Annotated in this window: 17 protein-coding genes; 3 read left to right on the top strand and 14 right to left on the bottom strand. The window is 42.3% G+C overall.

Translation table 11 applies throughout. The features are described 5' to 3' along the window. Positions 1–75 precede the first annotated feature (75 nt). Complete coding sequence (locus ACXHJ1_RS18950) at positions 76–1,065, bottom strand: helix-turn-helix transcriptional regulator (protein ID WP_457905035.1); 990 nt, start codon at positions 1,063–1,065, stop codon at positions 76–78. A 702-nt stretch (positions 1,066–1,767) separates the two neighbouring features. On the opposite strand from ACXHJ1_RS18950, the gene ACXHJ1_RS18945 reads away from it, so the two are divergent. Beyond that, complete coding sequence (locus ACXHJ1_RS18945) at positions 1,768–3,729, top strand: endonuclease MutS2 (RefSeq protein ID WP_457905034.1); 1,962 nt, start codon at positions 1,768–1,770, stop codon at positions 3,727–3,729. A 117-nt stretch (positions 3,730–3,846) separates the two neighbouring features. On the opposite strand, the gene ACXHJ1_RS18940 is transcribed toward ACXHJ1_RS18945, so the two are convergent. From ACXHJ1_RS18940 to ACXHJ1_RS18920, 5 genes are all read right to left on the bottom strand, one after another. Next, complete coding sequence (locus ACXHJ1_RS18940) at positions 3,847–4,752, bottom strand: ROK family protein (protein ID WP_045244521.1); 906 nt, start codon at positions 4,750–4,752, stop codon at positions 3,847–3,849. A gap of 68 nt (positions 4,753–4,820) precedes the next feature. After that, positions 4,821–5,627, bottom strand: coding sequence for an HAD-IIB family hydrolase (locus tag ACXHJ1_RS18935; protein ID WP_457905033.1), 807 nt, complete (start codon positions 5,625–5,627; stop codon positions 4,821–4,823). A gap of 473 nt (positions 5,628–6,100) precedes the next feature. Beyond that, the gene (locus ACXHJ1_RS18930) at positions 6,101–7,321 is read right to left on the bottom strand and encodes an MFS transporter (RefSeq protein ID WP_090890557.1); all 1,221 of its coding nucleotides are present in this window, start codon (positions 7,319–7,321) and stop codon (positions 6,101–6,103) included. Between the two features lie 33 nt (positions 7,322–7,354). After that, complete coding sequence (locus ACXHJ1_RS18925) at positions 7,355–8,356, bottom strand: ROK family protein (protein ID WP_240752894.1); 1,002 nt, start codon at positions 8,354–8,356, stop codon at positions 7,355–7,357. 244 nt (positions 8,357–8,600) lie between these two features. Then, entirely contained in the window at positions 8,601–9,557 is a 957-nt protein-coding gene (locus tag ACXHJ1_RS18920; protein ID WP_457905032.1) for a tyrosine-type recombinase/integrase, read from the bottom strand. 465 nt (positions 9,558–10,022) lie between these two features. Between ACXHJ1_RS18920 and aiiA the strand changes: the two genes are divergently transcribed. Both aiiA and ACXHJ1_RS18910 read left to right on the top strand, forming a co-directional pair. Next, a complete protein-coding gene (gene aiiA, locus ACXHJ1_RS18915; protein ID WP_019687382.1) occupies positions 10,023–10,778 on the top strand; it encodes a quorum-quenching N-acyl homoserine lactonase AiiA in 756 nt (251 codons plus the stop codon). A gap of 359 nt (positions 10,779–11,137) precedes the next feature. Beyond that, positions 11,138–11,305 (top strand): hypothetical protein, encoded by a 168-nt coding sequence (locus tag ACXHJ1_RS18910; RefSeq protein WP_007432475.1) that lies wholly within the window; start codon positions 11,138–11,140, stop codon positions 11,303–11,305. 80 nt (positions 11,306–11,385) lie between these two features. Here ACXHJ1_RS18910 and ACXHJ1_RS18905 read toward each other — a convergent pair whose 3' ends face one another. The 8 genes from ACXHJ1_RS18905 to ACXHJ1_RS18870 all read right to left on the bottom strand — a co-directional run bounded on the left by ACXHJ1_RS18905 (position 11,386) and on the right by ACXHJ1_RS18870 (position 21,133). Continuing rightward, complete coding sequence (locus tag ACXHJ1_RS18905) at positions 11,386–12,432, bottom strand: FecCD family ABC transporter permease (RefSeq protein ID WP_039276047.1); 1,047 nt, start codon at positions 12,430–12,432, stop codon at positions 11,386–11,388. Between the two features lies 1 nt (position 12,433). Further along, positions 12,434–13,498 carry a FecCD family ABC transporter permease gene (locus tag ACXHJ1_RS18900; protein ID WP_457905031.1) on the bottom strand — a complete coding sequence of 355 codons (1,065 nt, stop codon included), beginning with the start codon at positions 13,496–13,498 and terminating at the stop codon, positions 12,434–12,436. Between the two features lie 229 nt (positions 13,499–13,727). Next, positions 13,728–14,708: an ABC transporter substrate-binding protein gene (locus ACXHJ1_RS18895; protein ID WP_222821774.1), complete on the bottom strand. Its 981-nt coding sequence runs from the start codon at positions 14,706–14,708 to the stop codon at positions 13,728–13,730. Positions 14,709–14,745: 37 nt separating this feature from the next. After that, a complete protein-coding gene (locus ACXHJ1_RS18890) occupies positions 14,746–16,461 on the bottom strand; it encodes an ABC transporter ATP-binding protein (protein ID WP_016820751.1) in 1,716 nt (571 codons plus the stop codon). Positions 16,462–16,493: 32 nt separating this feature from the next. Then, positions 16,494–17,501, bottom strand: coding sequence for an ABC transporter substrate-binding protein (locus ACXHJ1_RS18885; protein ID WP_457905030.1), 1,008 nt, complete (start codon positions 17,499–17,501; stop codon positions 16,494–16,496). A 224-nt stretch (positions 17,502–17,725) separates the two neighbouring features. Continuing rightward, positions 17,726–18,646 carry a ribose ABC transporter substrate-binding protein RbsB gene (rbsB, locus tag ACXHJ1_RS18880; protein ID WP_457905029.1) on the bottom strand — a complete coding sequence of 307 codons (921 nt, stop codon included), beginning with the start codon at positions 18,644–18,646 and terminating at the stop codon, positions 17,726–17,728. A gap of 35 nt (positions 18,647–18,681) precedes the next feature. Continuing rightward, positions 18,682–19,650 (bottom strand): ribose ABC transporter permease RbsC, encoded by a 969-nt coding sequence (rbsC, locus tag ACXHJ1_RS18875; RefSeq protein WP_017427749.1) that lies wholly within the window; start codon positions 19,648–19,650, stop codon positions 18,682–18,684. 1 nt (position 19,651) lies between these two features. Then, complete coding sequence (locus ACXHJ1_RS18870; protein ID WP_031461557.1) at positions 19,652–21,133, bottom strand: sugar ABC transporter ATP-binding protein; 1,482 nt, start codon at positions 21,131–21,133, stop codon at positions 19,652–19,654. Between the last annotated feature and the right edge of the window lie 10 nt (positions 21,134–21,143).

Genomic DNA, 21,143 nt, shown 5'->3' with positions numbered 1-21,143 from the left:
TCACATTCTGCTTCCTACCGCCAATTCCGGGAGAAACATCACCACTGGAAGGAGAGTTTTATAAAGATGAAGGTTTTATAAGGAGCATAAATTCTTATTTTTTCGGTAGGCACTTGGATTGTAGCCATATGTTTTACGGAATAGTGCGGCAAAATGACTAAAGTTACTATAGCCGACCATCGCTGACGCTTCACTGACTGAAATCTGCTCCTGTTCCAGCAGTTGCTTGGCTTTTTCCAGTCTCTGCTGGCGCACAAAGCCAAATACTGTTGTGCCGAATAGCTCTTTAAAGCCATTTTTCAGTTTTTGCTCATTAATATGTACCATCTGTGCCAACCGAATCAGACTGGGAGGCTGAACCAGTGTACGGAGTAAAATGTCTCGCGCCTCGTGAATACATTGCACATCATTGGGTTTAATCGTCATAGAAACTTTAGGTGGAGAAGTGCGTGTTTCTTGCAAAAACAGAGCCATCAATTCCAGCGTTTTGCTCTCCAAGAAAAGCTGACGGGTTATGCCCTCATAAGAATGAGATGACAATTCCTGAGCAATAGCCCGCATATCAGGAGTAATCAACGCTTCTATGCAAGCAAAAGATTGCTCCAAACGAATACCCAGTTCCTGTAGTAACTCTTGCCATAGCAATGGATTAAAACGCAGCTCTAGATGATTCATCACATTACTAGCTGCTATCTCTGCGTGAATCTTCACATCATTCATGTAGACGAGCTGTACATGTCCCCCGTGCTCACGATCTGAACGAAAATCATCCACAGACCAAGTGGCGGAATAATCGATGTTTAGTGCCAACTCCAGATAAGGCTTATCAATTCTTCTTGATATCTGGACTGGCTCATGAAATAACATTTTGCTTTGTGATAGCTCAAGGCCATTGCGTAAAAAATGTGTTCGATGTATTCCGTCTCCCCACTTTTCGGGTATCTGATAAAAATGTTCGTGCTGTATTCCTGCTGGAGTGGAGCTATTTTCATGAATCATTAAGTTGGAATCGATTATCTGATTAAAATATTCATTAAAAGTAGACGGTGAAGTTTGTGTCTTCATCTTGTCATCACTTCCTTCTTATAGCTGGATTCGCAGTACATACGAGTTTCATTCACCATTACAATTATAATGATTATCATTCTCAATTAAAAGATGGTAATCATTCATTGAGTAATCGGTTTACATAATATATATTACATAAACCCCTTATCCTCATGGTCACTTTTACATCGAATTGAAGAAGTCGCCCTTGACTTCATTACCTGTCTGATCGTATATTATGGATAGATCTTCAATTAAGGGAGAGATTTTAATGTCGGTGAACGTTCTTAACTAAGCAATTGCATATTCAGGGAAGACCATCAGGCGCTTGTACCCTTTAGGGACAGGTTTGTTTCTTGCTGAGTTTTTACCCTGGTATTAGTTAAGAACATGCGGATATCATAAATCGCCTTAGGGATTATTTTCATCTAGGCCTTATTCCGTGCTGTGTTCAGCACGGTTTTTTTGTTTCCAACTTTTGTGAACTCCTTTTACACGTTTTTCTATTCATAAGCCAATGAACTGATATGTTGGTTGGCCTGTGGATTAAAACGCAGAATTGATGAGAGCACATGCTGGATTATAGGCTTATTTGATGATACACTCCCTCTCCCTTAAAGGGCGGAGAATGAACGTTTTGTTCATTCTCCGCCCTTTTTTTGTTTTTCAGAAAGGTTTTAAAAAATCCTGTCAATACACAACTAAAGGAGAGATTTATCCATGAATGAAACTACAATGTTGCGTTTGGAATATGACCAGATTAAAACAAGAGTGTCTGAATGTGCTTTTTCATACCTAGGTAAGCAGCATGCCGCTTCCATGCAGCCAATTACAGATATCCGTACAATCAAAATTCGTCTTAACGAAACGAGCGAAGCTTTACAGCTCATTCGCCACGGAGCTAGCGTACCTGTTCCTTCATTGGAAGGAATGGAGCACATTCTGCACCTCTTGGGAACTGGCTATATGTTCAGCGAGCGTGATTTTTCTCATTTGGCCCAATTCATCAGAAGCTGCATGCAGCTGATGAAATATATGCATGCCAAGGCGGATTCAGCTCCAACCGTCAGTGCTTATGCCTCTTCCATGTATGACATGGAGTCACTCCTATCCGAAATCGAGAGATGCATTTACTCGGGTCGAGTAACGGATAATGCCAGTAAAGAACTAGCTAAAATTCGCAAAAAAATTGCAGTTACTGAAGAACGTATCAAGAGGAAACTAGATTCTCTTATCAGCCGTCACCGATCCATCATGCAGGAAAATATGATCAGTCAGCGCAATGGCCGTTACGTCCTTCCGATCAAAAAAGAATTCCGCAAACAGGTGAAAGGCAATGTACTGGATGAGTCAGGTAGCGGTCAGACCGTCTATGTGGAACCTGCCGAGATCATAAATCTGCAATTCGAACAGAGCGCAAATATGGCAGAAGAATCAAAAGAGGAAATGAAAGTGCTAGGAGACCTGACCGCAATGGCTGAGTCATACAACCGTGAACTAAGCATTAATACAGAGACGGTAGGCATACTGGATTTTTTATTAGCTAAAGCCAAATACGCTATGACTCTGGATGCTGTCTCTGTCGAGCTTAACGATGATGGGATAATAGATATCTATGGTGCACGTCACCCATTGATGGCCCATACTATGGTGCCGCTTGATTTCTCAATTGGTGAAGGTTATTCTTCACTTATTATTACCGGGCCAAATACAGGCGGAAAAACGATGGCTCTCAAAAGCGTAGGTTTGTTAACACTCATGGTGCAATCCGGCCTGCTGGTACCTGTTTTGCAAGGTAGCCGAATGGCTGTATTCGAGGACATTGTGGTAGACATCGGGGATGGTCAAAGCATTGAACATGCTTTGAGCACCTTTTCTGCTCATATTCGCAATATGATTGGCATTTTGGAAACGGCAGGCAGTTCTACTCTGATCCTGATCGACGAAATGGCCTCTGGTACTGATCCGGGAGAAGGCGTAGGCCTATCTATCGCGTTGCTGGAAGAATTTCATCGTCGCCGTGCGACAGTAGTGGCTACCACGCACTTTAGCGAAATCAAGCATTTTGCTGAAAACACACCGGGGTTCCAAAATGCTCGCATGGAGTTTGATACCGAAACATTGCAACCCTTGTACCGACTTCGCATTGGCGAGGCCGGGGAAAGCTACGCATACGCAATTGCTTTGAAGCTAGGCATGTGGACTCGCATTATCGAGCGTTCTGAGGCCATTTCTGCTGGAAGAACGTCTCAGGATGCACAGGAGTTTTTGGTTATTCCCCCTTCTTTTGATGATAAAAAGTCTGACGATGTATATAAACCTGCCTCTAAAAAAGCATCTACAGACCGCACAGTCGCAAAACAGGGAAAACAAGAGCATCCGCTCATAACCAAGCCATTTGCTCTTGGAGATAGTGTTTATGCCAGCTACCTAGATCGAACCGGTATTGTTTACAAAACCGAGGATGAACGAGGCAATGTTGGAATTTTGATTCAAGGACAAAAGTTGATCATAAATAAAAAGAGGCTCACTCTTCACATCGCTGCAACAGAATTGTATCCTGACGACTATGATTTGGATATTGTGTTAGAAACAAAGGAAAACCGCAAAAAACGGAAGCTTCTAACGCGCAAGCATGTTCAGGGGCTGATAATTGAATCTCCCCCGGAAAATGAAAAATAAGTTGCTTTGAAATGTTATACGTATCAAACAAATAAACATAATATATATTATGTAAACTTAAAAAAGCAAAAAGGCGTGTCTTAAGTTCAAGGCACGCTCTTTTACTTTTATTTTATCTTATACCTCAAGATGGTGTGACTGCATGTAGTTGTATATAGCACCTAGCAAATTCGCTTCATTGCCTAATTTACTTTGTTCAATATCTGCACGCACAAAATTTAAGATCGAATGCAGGTAAAGTTTCTCTAATTCTTCTTTAATGGTAGCAACCAGCAAAGGATTGGCAGATATGCCTCCCCCGATCACAAACTTTTGAGGGTCAAGAATTGTTTGTAAATTAATAATTTGTGTTGCGATGTTCCTACAGTATTCTTGAAAAATCTTTTGTACCGTGTGATCACCTTCTTCAATAAGCTTGAATACTTTTTCACCTGTTATAGCATCTTCAGGAAGTCCTTTAGCCTTGGCAACAGTTTTAGCTAAAACAGAACTACTCCCTTGCATACCAAGCAGATAATCAACATTGTCTGCATGCTCATTGTTAGTTCTGATGAAGGAGAATTCCCCAGCCGATAAATGATGACCTTTCAGCAATTTTCCTTGAGAGATGATTCCGCCGCCCATTCCTGTTCCAACTACCAAAACAACACCATCAGCGATCCCCTGTAGTGAGCCGCGCCATACTTCTCCAAGAGCTGCACACTTCCCATCATTTTCAATAGCTACAGGCAAATGAAACGCTTTCTTGAAAACTTCGATCATATTGATATCGTTTATATACCTTAACGAACCACCATGCACCATATGACCAGTGACCGAGTCCACAATACCTGGCATGCTGACGGCTACTCCTTCACATTCATCTATAAACTGATTATGAATTTGCTTCAAGACTATAAGCAGATTCTCTAGTGAATCTAATGGTGTAGCAACTTTACCTTTCGTCATAAATTTATCTTGAAAATATAAACTGAATTTAATAAAAGAGCCACCAATATCAAAAACCAGTATTTTATTTTTCATGCTGCTTATAGTCCTCTCATCGGGTAGTGTGAAATCTGGAGTGTATCTCTTAATAACGATAATTAATATTAATGCTTTTGTAAATCCATCATTTTCTTTATCGTTAATAACACACCGTTCTCTTCATTGGATTTGGTGATAAAACTTGCTGCATTTTTAGTATTCTCACAAGCATTTTTTACAGCAAAACTGTATTTGGCAATACTCATAAGCTCCACGTCATTTTCACCATCTCCAAAAGACATGGTTTCGTCCATAGTAACACCCAATATCTCTTGGAGTTTTCTTACCGTCTCCCCTTTATGGGTATGAAGGGCTGTAATATCCAGCCAATTTGCTTCAGAATCTACAATATAAATTTGGTCTAGCAGCGTCTTTTCAACATATTTTCTTAAAATGGAACTTCTCCCTGATGGATCGTAAACAGTTATTTTAAGAAAGTTGCTATTTATTTGATCAAACGAATCAATCTTCAGCACTTCCTTGTAGGAGCCCTTCACAATCTTGTAATATTCCTCTTGAATTTGAGAGTGGACATAGGCTGCTTCAGTTGTACATGCGATGATAATAAAATCCTTAGCGAAAGCTTCAATTTGACTGATCGCTTGTAATGCCAAATTACGTTCAATTGTAAACTCTTTTACAACAACTCCATCCCTTTTAATACGAGTAGCACTGTCTCCCAAAATCCAGATTCCTTTTCCGTGCTCATCAAACAACTCTTCTACTCTTTCACATTGCTTACCTGTACAAGCAACAAAGGCGATATTATTTTCTTTCATCTCTCCGTACACCTGATTAAATAATTCAACATCAAAAGTACCACTATTGTTCAGAAAAGTACCATCCAAATCACTTACTACCAGTTTAAACATAAATAAGCCTCCCTTAATTGTTAGAGTTTCCTACCTGTCAGTTCATACTTACGGTTTTTTATGTTCTTTCCAGGGATCAATATCAAAGTCTCTATTAACCTAAGACATTTTCAATCCCCACATTGTCCCACTCCCTTGTATTCGTATCTCGACCTTTAGCAAAACCTATCCAATGTAATGGGCTCGAAACAGATTCGATTCACTTCATAAATCACTTAATTAAACACATTAATAAAGTGAGTAAAAAAAGCATCTTTATTAAGTGGATACAAAGCTACTCGAAAAAATCATCGATGGAGCGGTAAGGCTTTACTTCTATAGGATCTCTTGATAACACTAAACAACAATACGTTCCCCCCCATATAACTGAACACAATAAAATGAGTGAGATCATAGGGTACTCTCCTTTCTCTTTTAGGTTATATATTTACTTTAGCCGATGAAACGCGTTTCAGGTCAAGTTGTAATTTGTCTTAACTCTTCAAAATTTTCTTCTTCAGTATCCGATTCACTTGTTCTGAACTGAGCAGCATAAAAAGAAGGAACACAACGACTGCAACTGGAAAAAAATGAATACTTACCTGTGAAGCTATAATCCCAAAAATGGGCGGGAGCAAAGTCGTTCCTGTATAAGCAACTGCCATTTGATACCCCATGAGTTTAGCGGAATTTTCCTTACCAAACCGTGTTGGTGTTTCATGAAGAAGTCCAGGGTAAATCGGCGCAAGCCCTAAACCAATAAGAATAAAACCGGGTAATAAAAAGGCAACAGGCAAAGGAAGCAACAAAATGAGTCCTCCTGCAACAGCAGTAAGTTGGCCAATTCGGATTAACATACCATTATTTATTTTTATAGTTACAAACCCCGTAATAAGCCTGCCAACCGTGATTCCACCATAGTATAAAGATATCCAACCAGCAGCAGTGTCGGCTGTGATGTTCCTTGCGCCTACCAAATAGCTGGCTCCCCATAAGCCTACCGTGGCTTCCACACCACAATAAAACAAAAAAGCAATGAGCGTGTTCTTAACTCCCTTCATTCGAATTGGATTTTGTTTGGGTATGTTCTCAACATGTACGATATTGTCATCCATCTGTGAGTAGTCTGATGGGGATTCAGAAATAATGGGATTTTGTATCGCGGTAACACGTTTCCATAATGGCAGTGTAATGAGCAAAATAATAACAAGGCCCCACTGAATCATGGATACGGCTGTGTAACCACTTCTCCATGAATTGTAGTTCGAAATGTAGAAAGACATAATTATCGGCCCCATCGTAGCTCCAACTCCCCAAAAGCAATGCAGCCAACTCATATGATGTGCCTTATAATGAGTAGCCACATACTGATTGAGTGCTGCATCAACAGCTCCCCCGCCAAGACCAAGAGGAATTGCTAATAGTACAAGCCAAAATAATGAAGGCGCAAAAGAAAATCCAAGTAACGCTCCTGCAGTCAAAAAGCAGCTCATTAGAGTAATCTTACCTGTGCCTATTTTTTCAATGATACTTCCGCTAGCTAGACTTGATACAATGGTTCCGCCTGCAACGACCATGGATACTATTCCAGCTGACCCAAAAGCTGCCCCAAGTTCCGGCCACATCACAGGCCATGCTGCCCCAAACAGGGAATCCGGGATTCCCAAGCTAATAAACGCTAGATAAATAATAATCAGAAACCAGGTTGCCAACATTCCTTTCCTCCTCTGCTCAATACGATGATGTCATTATTTAAAGACAATAATAGGACGTTCTAATTCTTTTAGAGTTAACCCTCTCAACCCTGTTTTAAAATCTTCATAAAATAAATCTGAGAGAACAATGTCAGGATACAAAGGCATCTCATGCTTAGCTTTGTAGGCTTCCAAAAAATGATAGAAAGCCTCTTCTTCTATATTCTCTCTATAGACCACAATTTGATTAGGATCGAATACAGACTGTAATATTTGAATAATTTCACATACACTTTTGAAAAAAACTTCTCTTCCCTTGCTTTCATCCCAAACTATAGACGGAAGGAATTTGATTTCACCAGCCAATCCATGCTTGCCCTTTAAAACCCCATTACGCAAATAAATTCCCATCCCCGGTGGTGAATTTTCAGGAAAATAGACAGCCAGCACACATTGATCTTCATCGATCTGTTCTCTGTAAACGTATCCACATACAGCCGCATTTACATCATTCTCCACAATAACTGGTAAACCAAATTGGCTCTGCACATCCTCTGCCAGCCGAATTCCATTCAACCTTTCATGACTGCTGACTGTAATCTCTCCATCTACAGATTGTCCTGGGATTCCAATACCAATAACTTTAATGGAGGGATAAAGAGAAATGATATCTTGAATTATGGAATAAAATTGTGTAGCATCAAAAATTCGGAAGGGATGTTCTTCTTTCATGAGGACGTCCTCGTTTAAATTAACTACCGTGGTCGATACTACATCCATTCCTTGTTTTTCATTAATGTGTATAATCAGTGCCAGACTATACTCATAATTAAAACGATAGGTTAACGCATGTCTACCACCATTTGAAGGAACGATTTCATCTTCAAAAATTTCTCCATTATTAAGCAATTCCTGCATAAGAGTGTTGATAGTCACCACGCTTAAATCAGTCAATGCGGCCAGTTGGGGCTTTGTGGCCTTGCTAACCTGCTTCAATACTTTGCGAACCAGATTCAAGTTTATTTCTTTAATTAAATTTGTATTGGCTTTTTCCATACAGTGCTCCTTTGTTTACAAAATTAGTGAGATTACTTCATAAACCATGTTTATAAAGTGATCTCACTAATCTTGTAGCAAAATATTACCTTTGTCAAGACCATAGGATACTGGCTATTAAATAAGAACGTAAAATCATGGTTACAATTTACAATTCAAGTTTTAATCCTTTTAATTGGTTTACATAATAATATTTATGTAAACCTCGATTTATTTCAATATACAATACACTCGTGGAACATACTTACAATCCCGTTATTGGGATCTGAATATCCAGCTTATCCATCGCTTTTTCTTTTTCTCGATCTGTAACATGAGTATATACCGTGGTCGTTTGGATGGATGAGTGCCCTAGTAGCTCCTGTACGGTACGTAGATCTGCTCCCTTACGTAATAGCATCGTCGCAAATGTATGCCGCAGCTTATGACTGGAATAAGCCTCTCGACGTTCTATACCCTTTTCTTGCTGGAATCGTTCAAACGTTTCTGTAGCAATCTGTTGAATAGAACGCACTGCCAGACGTCGGCCTTTTTGGGATACGAACATCGCGTCTTCTTTACCTCTCCACGGCGTCAATCTTTCCTCCAACGCTTGCTCTATAAAATCACATACAGCCGTTGGTACTGGCAGGGTACGCCACTTACGTCCTTTACCGAACACATCTAATGTGCGTCTTTCTCGGCTGTAATCCGAGACATTCAAAGAATGGACCTCCCCCACCCGCAATCCCATGTAGACCATGAGCAGAAAAATAGCCATATTACGATTTGCATATTTCCCTTCCACCGCAAGCAAAAATGGCTGAATGTCCTTCTCATCCAGATAAACGGGCATACGATTCTTTTCAGTCTTTGCTTTTTTGATTCCCGCTGCCGGATTGGTGCTGCATAATTCAAATTCCTGTAGCGCTCTAAAAAAACTATTCACCGCAGCATGCTTGCGGTTCCGCGTACTATCTCCAGCTCCTCCCTCCCGCGCTTTAGATAAATATGACATCACATGAATCTTTTTCACCTGGTCGAGTGGTTTATCACGCAATGTACGTAAAAACTGTTTTACATCCCCTGTGTAATTCTTTTGCGTATGTATCGTATATCCGGCATCCTTCATCCAGATCAAAAATGCTTCCAGCTCCTCATTATACACTTCATCAATTTCGTCTATAGTATCCAGATCCATATGATGCAATTCTTTTATCATCGTGCTTGCCTCCATTCAGTTCAAAATCCGAAAAATGCTGTAAAACGATCATTTTCGTCTGATTTTTATCGACAATCCAATCGACATCTTATGCAGGAGAGCATCTAAAAGTCGTTTTAAACCTAAACTGCGTATAATTTATATTATACGCAGTTTTTTGAGCCCTTTTTAAGTATAAATAAAGCGTGTCTCTCTTGTCCAGTCTATGTACTTACCCTTTTTTGTTCATCCGATTATACGTCAACACATACTGCCTGTCTGACGGCAGATTCCTGCTGGACGCCTACATGCCTTATCATTTAAACTATTAGAAATTAATTTTTGAAAGAGTGGGATTACGGCGAAAGCATGAGACTCCATCGCCCTATCTTACAATGAAGTACAAGCATCATTTTCTGCCAGCTATAATTTCGTTTATATACTACATAATAATTATTATGTAAACTAATACTGGAGGATGATTGTATGATTAACAAATTGCACTGGTTGCCGGTCGGTCAGCTTGATATTGATCGCTCCTCACTCAACCATCATGCACAGCCTGGTGAACTGGTGCGTCTGCAAATCTGGTCGTATCTGCTGGAGACAGATCACGGTCCGATCCTCATAGATACCGGTATGCCAGATTCGTTTATCGACAACCCAGATTATTTTAAAAGTACACCATTTGAAGGACGCTTCATCCCCCGTATGACAGCCGATGATAGTATCGTGGCAGTACTGGATCGGATCGGCTATCAACCAGACGATATTCATGCCATCGTTATCTCCCATATGCATATGGATCATGCCGGAGGCAATCCGCATTTTCCGAATACACCGATTTATGTGCAGCAGACCGAAGCAGACGCTGCGATCGGTAATCTAGAGTATGCGCCGCCGGAATGCGTGCAGACGAACTTGAATTACCGACTGCTCCAAGGGGACCATGAGCTGGTTCCGGGCTTGCAACTGCTCTATACTCCGGGTCATTCGCCGGGTCATCAGTCCGCGCTGATCACAACAAAGGAATCGGGTCCGATCATGCTGACGATTGATGTTGCCTACACTCAGGAGAATTACGCAAACGACGTGCCATTTGACGGCTTTGACCGTGAACAGACACGCCAGTCAATTGCCCGCATTCAGCAGATTGTGCAGGAGGTCAAGCCGAGTCTGTTGTTCTTCGGTCATGATCCTGAGCAAGTAGCTGTTCAGCCGGTATATCCACAATATAAATAATGATAAATGTTGTAGCCTCTTATTCTTTTCTTCTCATTAGGTAGTTGTAACCTTTGCAGTTTTGGTTGGCTCCTCACCACAGCTTCCAGCAAATTGATAAGTGATTCCATATATGTGAAGCTAATTGTCCCTAATCTCCTGTTATCGCCAGCATAAGGAAGTATATCTAAGAACTCATGGGGTGAGTAGCTGACGACACGGTATGGATGATGAGGATAAGTATTTTGCTGTCTCGTTCCGTTTTCCCTTGATCATCCAGCACGATATACTTAAAGAAGTCGAAAGGCAACCTTATATTCAGTCTATGCTTATTTCTAAAATGTAGATTTATTCATGACAAAGGGAGTGTTCATTTATTTATGAGTACCGAAATGCTGGAACGTCGAAGTGAGATTTTAAAACGAAACATTCATCAGCTGCTGGTTCAGGAAAATCAACACGGTGTGACACGGCAGGAAAATTACACGTTGCATAAAATGATCAGAGAGTTACATCAAACCTCTCATGCCTTGAATACTTCCCGTTGAGATGAAAGGCTGCTACAAGAAATAAAAAAATAACCTTCAGTTCCACTTCCTTAGTGGTGTTGAAGGTTATTTTTTATTTTTTATCCTTTTGAGCGACTCAGCAGATATAAGAAGTATGGCGCACCTATGATGGCAACAATTAATCCTGTCGGAATTTCTTTCTGTAAAGGTAAGGCTCGTGTGATCGTATCCGCTACGAGTACCAGAAGTGCTCCGACTAAAGCACACGTTACAAGCAGCATTTTATGCTTCGGACCCACCAGCTTTCTTGCCAAATGTGGAGCTACCAAACCGACAAAACCGATTCCGCCACTAACCGACACACTTGAACTAGCCAGTCCGACCGCAGCCGCGAGGAGAAGAATACGTTCCTTTTCGATAGGTGTACCTAACCCGGATGCCGTCTGATCCCCCAAATTAAGCACATTCATAACATTTGCTTTATAGTATGCGAAAGGAAGCAATACAATTAGCCAAGGCAGCAGAGCCATTACGAATTTCCAATTTGAACCCCATATGCTTCCTGCTAACCAATTAGCTACAAACGTGTAGCTTTCAGGTGTTAACTTAAGAGTCATAATGATCATGGTAGCACTGATACCCGCCGCTACCCCAATTCCGCTCAGCAATAGCCTTGTCGGAGAAATACCTTCGCCTTTTTTGTAAGAAAGAGCATAAATCAGAATAGCAGCCGCTCCCGATCCAATGAGCGCAAGAGCGGGAAGTAAAAATAATGAATTCATCGTTTGCATCGATGGGAAAAGCAGTACAAACAGCATAACCATCAGCCCGGCACCTGCATTAATCCCCAGAATACCAGGGTCCGCTAGGCTGTTACGCGATACCCCCTGCATGATGCAACCGGAAACAGCCAAACCTGCGCCGATCAGAATGGAAATAACCATTCGCGGCAACCGGAATTCAAAGAGAATTAATTCCTGCTGTGGAGTCCCTTGTCCGAACAAGGTTCTAAAAAGCTCCATTGGCGAAAGCCGGATCGTTCCCGTATTCGCGCTTATGGTGAATGCAGCAACGAGCAATACAAGCAAAATGATAACAACGATCCAATCATGGATTTTTTTACGGTGACTTGCTTTGGCAATAGCACCATTCGTAACGTTACTCATCTTACAGTGCCCTCCTTTCTTTACGTGCCAGATAAAGGAAGAATGGAACACCAATTAAGGCAATAAGTACGCCCACTGGTGTTTCCTCAGGTGCGTTAATCATACGGGCCGCCAGATCGGCAAAAACGATAAGTAAAGCTCCCATTATAGCCGAACAAGGAATAATCCAGCGATAATCAACCCCAACCAGTTTGCGCGTAATATGGGGAATAATCAAACCCACGAAGCCTATAGAACCAACCAGCGATACCGCGGCACCTGCCAGGATCAATACGAGAATCATCCCGGCGATCTTTACCATCCCAGTTCGCTGACCAAGACTCAACGCAATTTCATCGCCTAGACTAAGTAACGTAATAGAGCGTGATAACATGAGAGCACCGATAAAAGCTGCCACAACCCACGGAACGACAATGCCTAGCTGAACCCACTTAGTTCCACTAAGTCCCCCAGCGTACCAAAAGGCCAAATCCTGTCCAACATTAAAGTATAAACTGATCGTATCACCTAAGGCAGACAGCAACGCCGTGACAGCAGCACCCGCCAATACAAGACGAACTGGCGTAATACCTGATTTGGAAATAGCGCTTGTACCATAGACCATCACAACCGCCAAGGCTGCACCTACAAAAGAATACAACATTAACTGCAAAAAGGAAGTACCCGGAAAAAGAGCAAAGCAAATCGCCATCGTCAAGCTGGCGCCCGAATTCAGCCCAAGCAAGCCAGAGTCCGCAAGCGGATTGCGGGTCATTCCCTGCATAATGGCCCCTGCTACGGCAAAACAAACTCCGATTAACACACCACCCAGAATTCGAGGTAGACGGATTTCCCTTATAATTTGATGGTTTTGCAGCTCAGGATTAAAATGAAAGACGGCGTTCCAGACCTCCTCCAATCTGATTGAGGCTGCACCAAATGATAAAGAAAGAGCGATACCGAACGCTAACAGTGCTAATCCGGCTGTCAGGATAAGCGAAGCCGCCCATGGCCGCGAGTGAAATTGAGTCGGCGGCTGATTGTGATTACTTTGAGCAGGACTATCCGAAGATTCTGATAATTTCATAACTATGGTTCACCCTTACTGTTGAATAGTATGTAGGTATCACGAAAACCTGTAGTGGAGATAATGTTTGATAATGAGAATTATTATCATGCAATCTTTACTATTGTAAATTAATGTGGCAACGGCTTCAATAGCAAAATTTCAACGATTCTCTAATGCCCTGCTATTTTGTGAAAAAACAAAGCCCTCCGGCAAAAATACCAAAGGGCTGCCAACATTACCGAAACCATTACTTCTGTGAGACGTTTTCATTATTCCGCTGGACGATCATATCTGCCAATTCTTCAGCTTGCCCCATAATAGCGATAGGATCGAAGTACCAGTATCGATCCTCCTGAAGCTCAAAAACCTTCCCATTACGGACCGCACTCAGTGATTTCCATATGCTGTCTCCTTCATAACCACTCAAATCCTTGTTAACCGTCAGAAAAATGTAAGAGCCAGCATATTGATTAATAACTTCCTTGGAAATTGACTTCCATTGAGTCTCGCCTAATAGTTCTTTTTGGACAAGTGGTGGAGGTGTCAAATTCAATCCTCTATAAACCGCCTGTCCTCCTCTGCCAAAATTATCACCGTATACATAGTATTCTTTATCTGTGGCTTCCATTACTGTGAAAGTATCCCCGGGTTGAACAATTCCCTTTAATTTGTCACGTGCAGCTTGCAATCGCTGGTCGTATTGGGCAAGCCATGTTTTGGCTTCCTGTTCTTTTCCCAGCAGCTCACCAAAAGCTGTCAGTTCCTCATGCACATTCTTGTATGTTCCATAAGGAATAACGAGAGTCGGAGCAATCTTACTGTATTTCTCATATTCAGAAGCATCCTTGGAAGCAATCAGAATCAAATCCGGCTGTAGAGTCAATACTTTTTCCACGGATACGCTACTGCGGTCTCCTATGCTTTCAATGCCCTGTACAAGATCCTTCGAGTATGGATTGTCTAGAAAATACTTCACACTTCCGACAGGTTTGATACCTAGTGCTAATAAATCATTTTGGTATAAATCCACTACAATCCGTTGAGGATGGGCAGGTATCTGAATATCTCCATGAATCGTGTTGACTGTTTTGGTTACAGCCGACTTTGGTTCATCAGAAGCTTGATTCTGCTTTTCTTCTGGCTGATTTACCTTTCCACCACAGGCGCTAAGAATGACAATGACTGACAAAAGCATCGTCACAATCCACATTTTCTTTGTCAAACTCATTCATTCCTCTCTCTATTTACGGAGTCGCAATTGACTCTTACGTTCCATACTGAGCTTGGTGCAGGCGGCTATATGCACCTTTTACAGCCATTAATTCTTCATGTTTTCCTTGCTCGGCAATCCCTTGATCTGCAACTACAATAATGCGGTCAGCATTTTTAATCGTTGCCAGACGATGGGCAATCACGAGTGTCGTGCGACCTTGAGATAGCTCTGTCAGAGCTTGCTGAATTGCAGCTTCTGTCTCTGTATCCAATGCTGATGTCGCTTCATCCAAAATAAGAATTGGAGGATTTTTCAGAAACATCCGGGCAATGGATAAACGTTGCTTTTGACCACCGGACAGCTTTACGCCTCGCTCACCGATCATCGTATCCAGCCCTTCTGGATAGGATCGAACAAGTTCTTCAATCTGGGCTCGACGGGCAGCATCCCAGATCTCATCTTCTGAAGCATCAAGTTTGCCGTAAGCGATATTTTCACGAATCGTTCCATCAAAAAGGAATACATCCTGCTGTACGATTCCAATCATGGACCGCAGCGAATCCAGTTTCATTTCACGGATATCCATGCCATCAATCTTAATGCTGCCTTCCTCGACATCATAGAAGCGTGGCAGCAAGCTGCAAAGTGTCGTTTTGCCTGCTCCTGATGGACCCACAAGAGCTACAGTTTCTCCTGCATGAATAGCAAGGTCCACTTTGCGCAGTACCTTGTCTTTGTTTTCATAGCCAAACGTTACACCTTCAAATTGAATATCTCCGTTGAGATGCTTAACGGTCTTCGCACCTGGAAGATCCTCTACGTCAGATTCACTTTCCAGCAAATCCAAGTAACGTCGGAAGCCGGCAATTCCTTTGGGATACGTTTCAATGACAGAGTTAATTTGTTTGATGGGTGCGAGGAATACATTGGACAGCATTACAAATGCGATAAATTCCCCATAGGACATCTGCCCCTTAATAACAAACCATGTTCCACATACAAGCACAAACAACGAGACCAGCTTCATCAGAATAAAGCTAATTGAAGAATTCCATGCCATAATGCGATATGCGATCAGCTTTGTTTTACGAAACCGTCCATTATTCTCAGCAAAACGATCCATTTCATGTGCTTCGTTAGAAAACGCTTGAACAACACGGATACCGCTAACGTTATTTTCAATCCGGGCGTTGTAATCCGCAATATCAGAAAACATACGATGGAATGCAGCATTCATTTTGCGACTAAAATACAAGGACAGGTAGATCATCAGTGGAACGATAATAAACGTCAGAACTGCTAGTTTCCAGTTAATGCTGAGCATGATACCGAAAGCCCCGCCCAGGGTCATCAGTGCGATGAACAAATCTTCAGGTCCGTGGTGGGCAATCTCTCCAATATCCATCAGATCGTTGGTCATACGGGAGACTAGATGGCCTGTTTTGTTATTGTCAAAAAAGCGAAAGGATTGCTTTTGTACTCGATCAAACAGCTTTTTACGCATATCTGACTCAATGTTAATCCCCAGCTTGTGTCCCCAATAGGTAACGACATAATTCAATCCGGCACTTACGACATAAATCCCAAGCAAAGATAAACAGGCAAATAAAATCCATTTCCAATTTCCACTGGGTAGCAAATCATCAACTACCCGATTGACTGCAAGTGGAAAAGCCAGTTCCAGCAGTGCAGCTAGTATGGCGCAAGTAAAATCAATGATAAACAAAGTCCGGTAGGGACGGTAATATTCAAAAAATCGTCTTAGCATAAGACTTCTCCCTTCCTATTTAAATGAGCTGATTATTTAGGTTCGACGGAAAACATGTTAACGGCCTCATCCAGTGATTGATCGATAGCCAGTGGTGAGTAGGTAAACCAAGGATCGGCCTTGATGAAATACACTTTGTGGTTTTTGACAGCCGGGAGATTTCTCCACAGCGCACTTTGTTCAATTTCCTTCAACATTCCGTCCTTAGTCGCTTCATCGTAAACCAGCATAATAATACGATCTCCTGACAGTTCAGGCAGTTTTTCCATCGAAATGCTATCGTATACAAAGTTATACTTCGGGTCCTTTGCGAGCTTCTGACGTATGTACTCTGGAGGATTCAATTCCAGTGAACGGTAGATGACATGTCCTACATTTCGCGCCCCGTACACTCTCAGCACGTCCTTACCGTAGGTCATATAAATGGTAATCGTTTCATCTTTCTTGAATTTTCCAGCCACCTTTTTTCGACCTACTTCAGCCTTTTTGTCAAAACTAGCAATCCACTGATCGGCTTCCTTGTCCTTACCTAGTACGGCTGCGACATCCCGCAGTTGCTTAAATACATCTCCATCTCCAAAAGAAACAGCTACGGTTGGAGCAATCTTCTCCAGTTGCTCCCTCACTTCTGGCGAGGTATCTTCTGTTGCTATAATCAGATCAGGTTGTAGCTCTAATACCTTTTCCACATTTGTCGGATTCCCAATATCAGCAATCCCGTCAATCTTACCTTTCAAATAGTCGCCTTCTAACACATGAGAAGCAGCCCCTACTGGTTTAACACCTAAAGCCAGCATCGCATCCAAATATTGTGTCGTGACAACCCGCTGTGGATTTGCAGGGATACTGATCTTTTTGCCAGTGGCATCAACATATTCGCGCGTGGCAACTGATTTGGATTGCCCGTTAAGGGCATCCGTTCCACTCTTGTCATTGGTCTGGTTACTACTTGGTGCATTTCCGCATGCAGCCAATACAACCATCAAAAAAACGGCAAAACCAAGCATAATTCCTCTTTTTAATCTGTTCTTTTGTTGCACAATATACGTCCTCCTTAGATATATGCCTTCATAAAATGATAGTGATTCTCATTATCATACAAGTGTTATTCTATCTTTTACCGTCTCTTCTTACAATACAAAAATTAAAAACTTCCATTTATGTGTATATATCGTCTTGGCAAAATATCCAAAAAAAAAAAAGAACTGATGCGTATTCTTTGCATCAGTTCGAATGCTTCATAGGTTGGTTCCCATGCCCATTCCTATTTGGATTGATCCACTAACTCCAGTTTGGCGGGAATCGATGTTTTCACGGTTTTACCTTGAAGTACATCCTTGGCTGCTTGCACTGCCAATTGTCCAATCAACTCAGGTTGCTGAGCCACGGTGGCTGTTAGTTTCCCTTGCTTAATTGATTTAAGCGCATCCTCGTTACCATCAAAACCGATAACTGGAATTTTCTTACCAGAGCTTTGAATGGCTTCAATCGCTCCCAACGCCATTTCATCATTGTGGGCAAATACCGCCTGAACATCCGGGTTGCCTTGCAGCAGGTTTTCCATCACATTCAAACCTTTGGTCCGATCAAAATCAGCCGACTGCTTGGCGATGACCTTCAGGTCCTTATCTGCCACTTCATGGAAGCCTTTCCCACGTTCACGGGTAGCCGATGCGCCTGGAACGCCTTCCAACTCAATAACCTTGGCGCCTTTTCCGACTTGATCAATCACGTATCTGGCAGCCATCCGTCCTCCCTCGACGTTGTCTGAAGCGACTAGCGCTTTCACATCACCTTTGTCAGCGGAACGGTCCAGCGTAATTACAGGAATGTTCAAAGCATTCGCTGACTGTACCACAGTGGAGATAGCCGACGAATCTGTTGGATTAATGAGTAACGCATTTACTCCCTGTTGGATCAGATCATCCACATCATTACTTTGCTTCGCAGAATCATTTTGTGCATCGACCACAATAACCTGCAATCCTTGTTTTTTGGCCTCTGCAACAACTCCGTCTTTGAGGGAAACGAAGAATGGATTATTCAATGTTGAGATCGACAAGCCGATTTTTATGTCCTTCAGGTCTGCGGCCGCTTTAGGCTTCGCCCATTCAGGCGGTTCCAGGGAACACCCTGTCATGAGCAGGAGCAGCAAGGCCGTCATGATTAATGTAAGCTTTTTCATATTTGTGTGTCTCCTTCTATGCAAGATTAGGTGTATTATGCGGATTTTTTACGATCAATCAATACAGCAATAGCAATGACGATCCCTTTTACGACCATTTGGTAAAAAGAGTTAACCCCCAGCAAATTCAAGCCGTTGTTTAGTGTCCCGATGATTAGCACACCAATTAATGTACCTACAATCCGTCCGCGTCCTCCCGAAAGGCTTGTTCCACCTAGTACGACAGCCGCAATGGCATCCAGTTCATAAGAAGCACCTGCTGTCGGCTGCGCTGAATTCAAGCGTGAGGTCAAGATAGCACCCGCCAATGCGGAAAGCATTCCCGCCAAAGAGTAAATCCAGATTTTTACACGTGGTACTTTAATACCTGAAACAATCGAAGCTTTCTCGTTGCCGCCGATGGCATACGTTTTGCGTCCGAAAGGTGTTTTATGCAAAATGATCCACAGAGCAGCAAAGGTAATGAGCATCGTAATCGCCGGGACCGGAATACCAAACTGATAACCACGACCGAATAATTGAAATACCAGACTATCTCCGAGCCCCGTAATAGGGTTACCGTTGGTATAAACTAATGTTAATCCTCTAAAAATAGTCATGGTTGCGAGTGTGGCGATAAACGGAGCCATTTTACCTTTCGTAATCATCAAGCCGTTGACCATTCCCATCACGCCACCCAATGCACAGCCAATGATAATCGCCAAAATCGGATCGAAGCCGGCCAACATCATATTTGCGACAAACGCACTGGATAGTGCTAATATAGAGCCAACGGACAAATCGATTCCGCCTGTAAGAATAACGAAGGTCATACCAAACGCAATCAACGCATTAATAGATACCTGGCGCAACAAATTCAAAATATTAAGCGGTTCCAAAAAGCTGGGATTTAAGGCCGATACAATGATCACCAAAATAATGAGCCCCAACAATGGGCCAAGCTTCTGTGTGATTTGTGATATTTGGATGCCTTTGCTACCTTTTGCTTCATTCATAGTTGTCATATTACTGTCCTCCTGTAGCTAGCGTCATAATATTTTCTTGTGTGGCTTCTTCCCTGCTTAGCTCTCCGCTGATCTTTCCCTCGTGCACCACGACAATACGATCACTCATGCCAAGTACCTCGGGAAGCTCTGAGGATACCATGATAATTGCGACTCCACGTTCGGTCAGTTCGTTCATCAACTGGTAGATTTCCCGTTTGGCTCCTACATCCACGCCTCTCGTCGGTTCGTCAAGAATGAGCACATTGGGACCGATACCTACCCATTTGGCAATAACCACCTTTTGCTGATTGCCACCTGACAAACTGCCAACCGTCGCTTCGGCTGATTGGGTTTTGATTTGTAAGCGCTTAATTAATGTATTAACAAAATCCATCTCTTTTTTGCCTGATATAAATCCTTTTGATGTAAAACTGAACAGATTCGTCAGCACCATGTTTTCCCGAATGGAAAAATCCAGCACTAAGCCCTCATCTTTTCGATCTTCTGTAATGAAGCCAATCCCTAGTTTCACTGCATCATCCGGCTTGCGAATAGATACCTTTTTCCCACGTACGTGTATCTCACCACGATCCAAAGTATCCAGTCCAAATAACGACCGCATGATCTCGGTCCGTCCCGAGCCCATCAAGCCCGAAAAACCTACAATTTCCCCAGAGCGCACTGTAAAATTCACATTTTCAAATAGACCTTTATGTGATGCGTTTTTGACCTCTAGCACCACTTCTCCCAAAGCAGGCGTTCTTACCGGGTAGCGTTCAGTCAGCTCTCTGCCAACCATTTTCCGTACAACCTCGTCAAAATTCGTATCGGGGATCGCTTGAGTATCTACGGTTTTCCCGTCACGCATAATGGTAATCCGATCACAGATCGCGAATATCTCCTCCATCCGGTGAGAAATATACACAATTGAAACACCATCTTTTTTCAAGGAAGTAATAACCTCAAACAGCTTTTGTATTTCCCGTTCGGTTAAGGCTGCTGTCGGCTCATCCATTACGATCACTTTGGCATCCGTCATGAGTGCTTTGGCTATTTCAATCATTTGTTGTTGACCAACTGAACACTCGCCTGCTTCACCGTTCAAAGGAAGGTTTACTGAAAGCTTGCTAAATTGCTCATTTGCTAGCGCTTTCATTTTAGAGCTATCTAGTAATCCCCACTTGGAAGTCATTTCCTTGCCGATAAATAGATTTTCCAGTACCGTCATCTCTGGCCATACATTCAGTTCCTGGTGAATAAAAGCAATTCCTTTTTGCTCCGCTTCCTTGGGGTTGGCAAAATAGGTTTCCTGACCGTCAATGATGATCGTTCCCTCATCGCGTCGATGCAGTCCGATTAAAATATTCATCAGCGTTGATTTGCCTGCACCATTTTCACCCATGAGGGCATGTACTTCTCCTTCACGGAGATCAAAGTCAACACCACTTAGTACCTGATTGGTTCCAAAGGCTTTGTGAATTCCTTTCATTTGAATCTGCATGCTATTCCCC

The sequence above is a fragment of the Paenibacillus sp. ALE2 genome, assembly GCF_054113385.1.
This window is presented reverse-complemented; position numbering and strand designations above follow the sequence as displayed.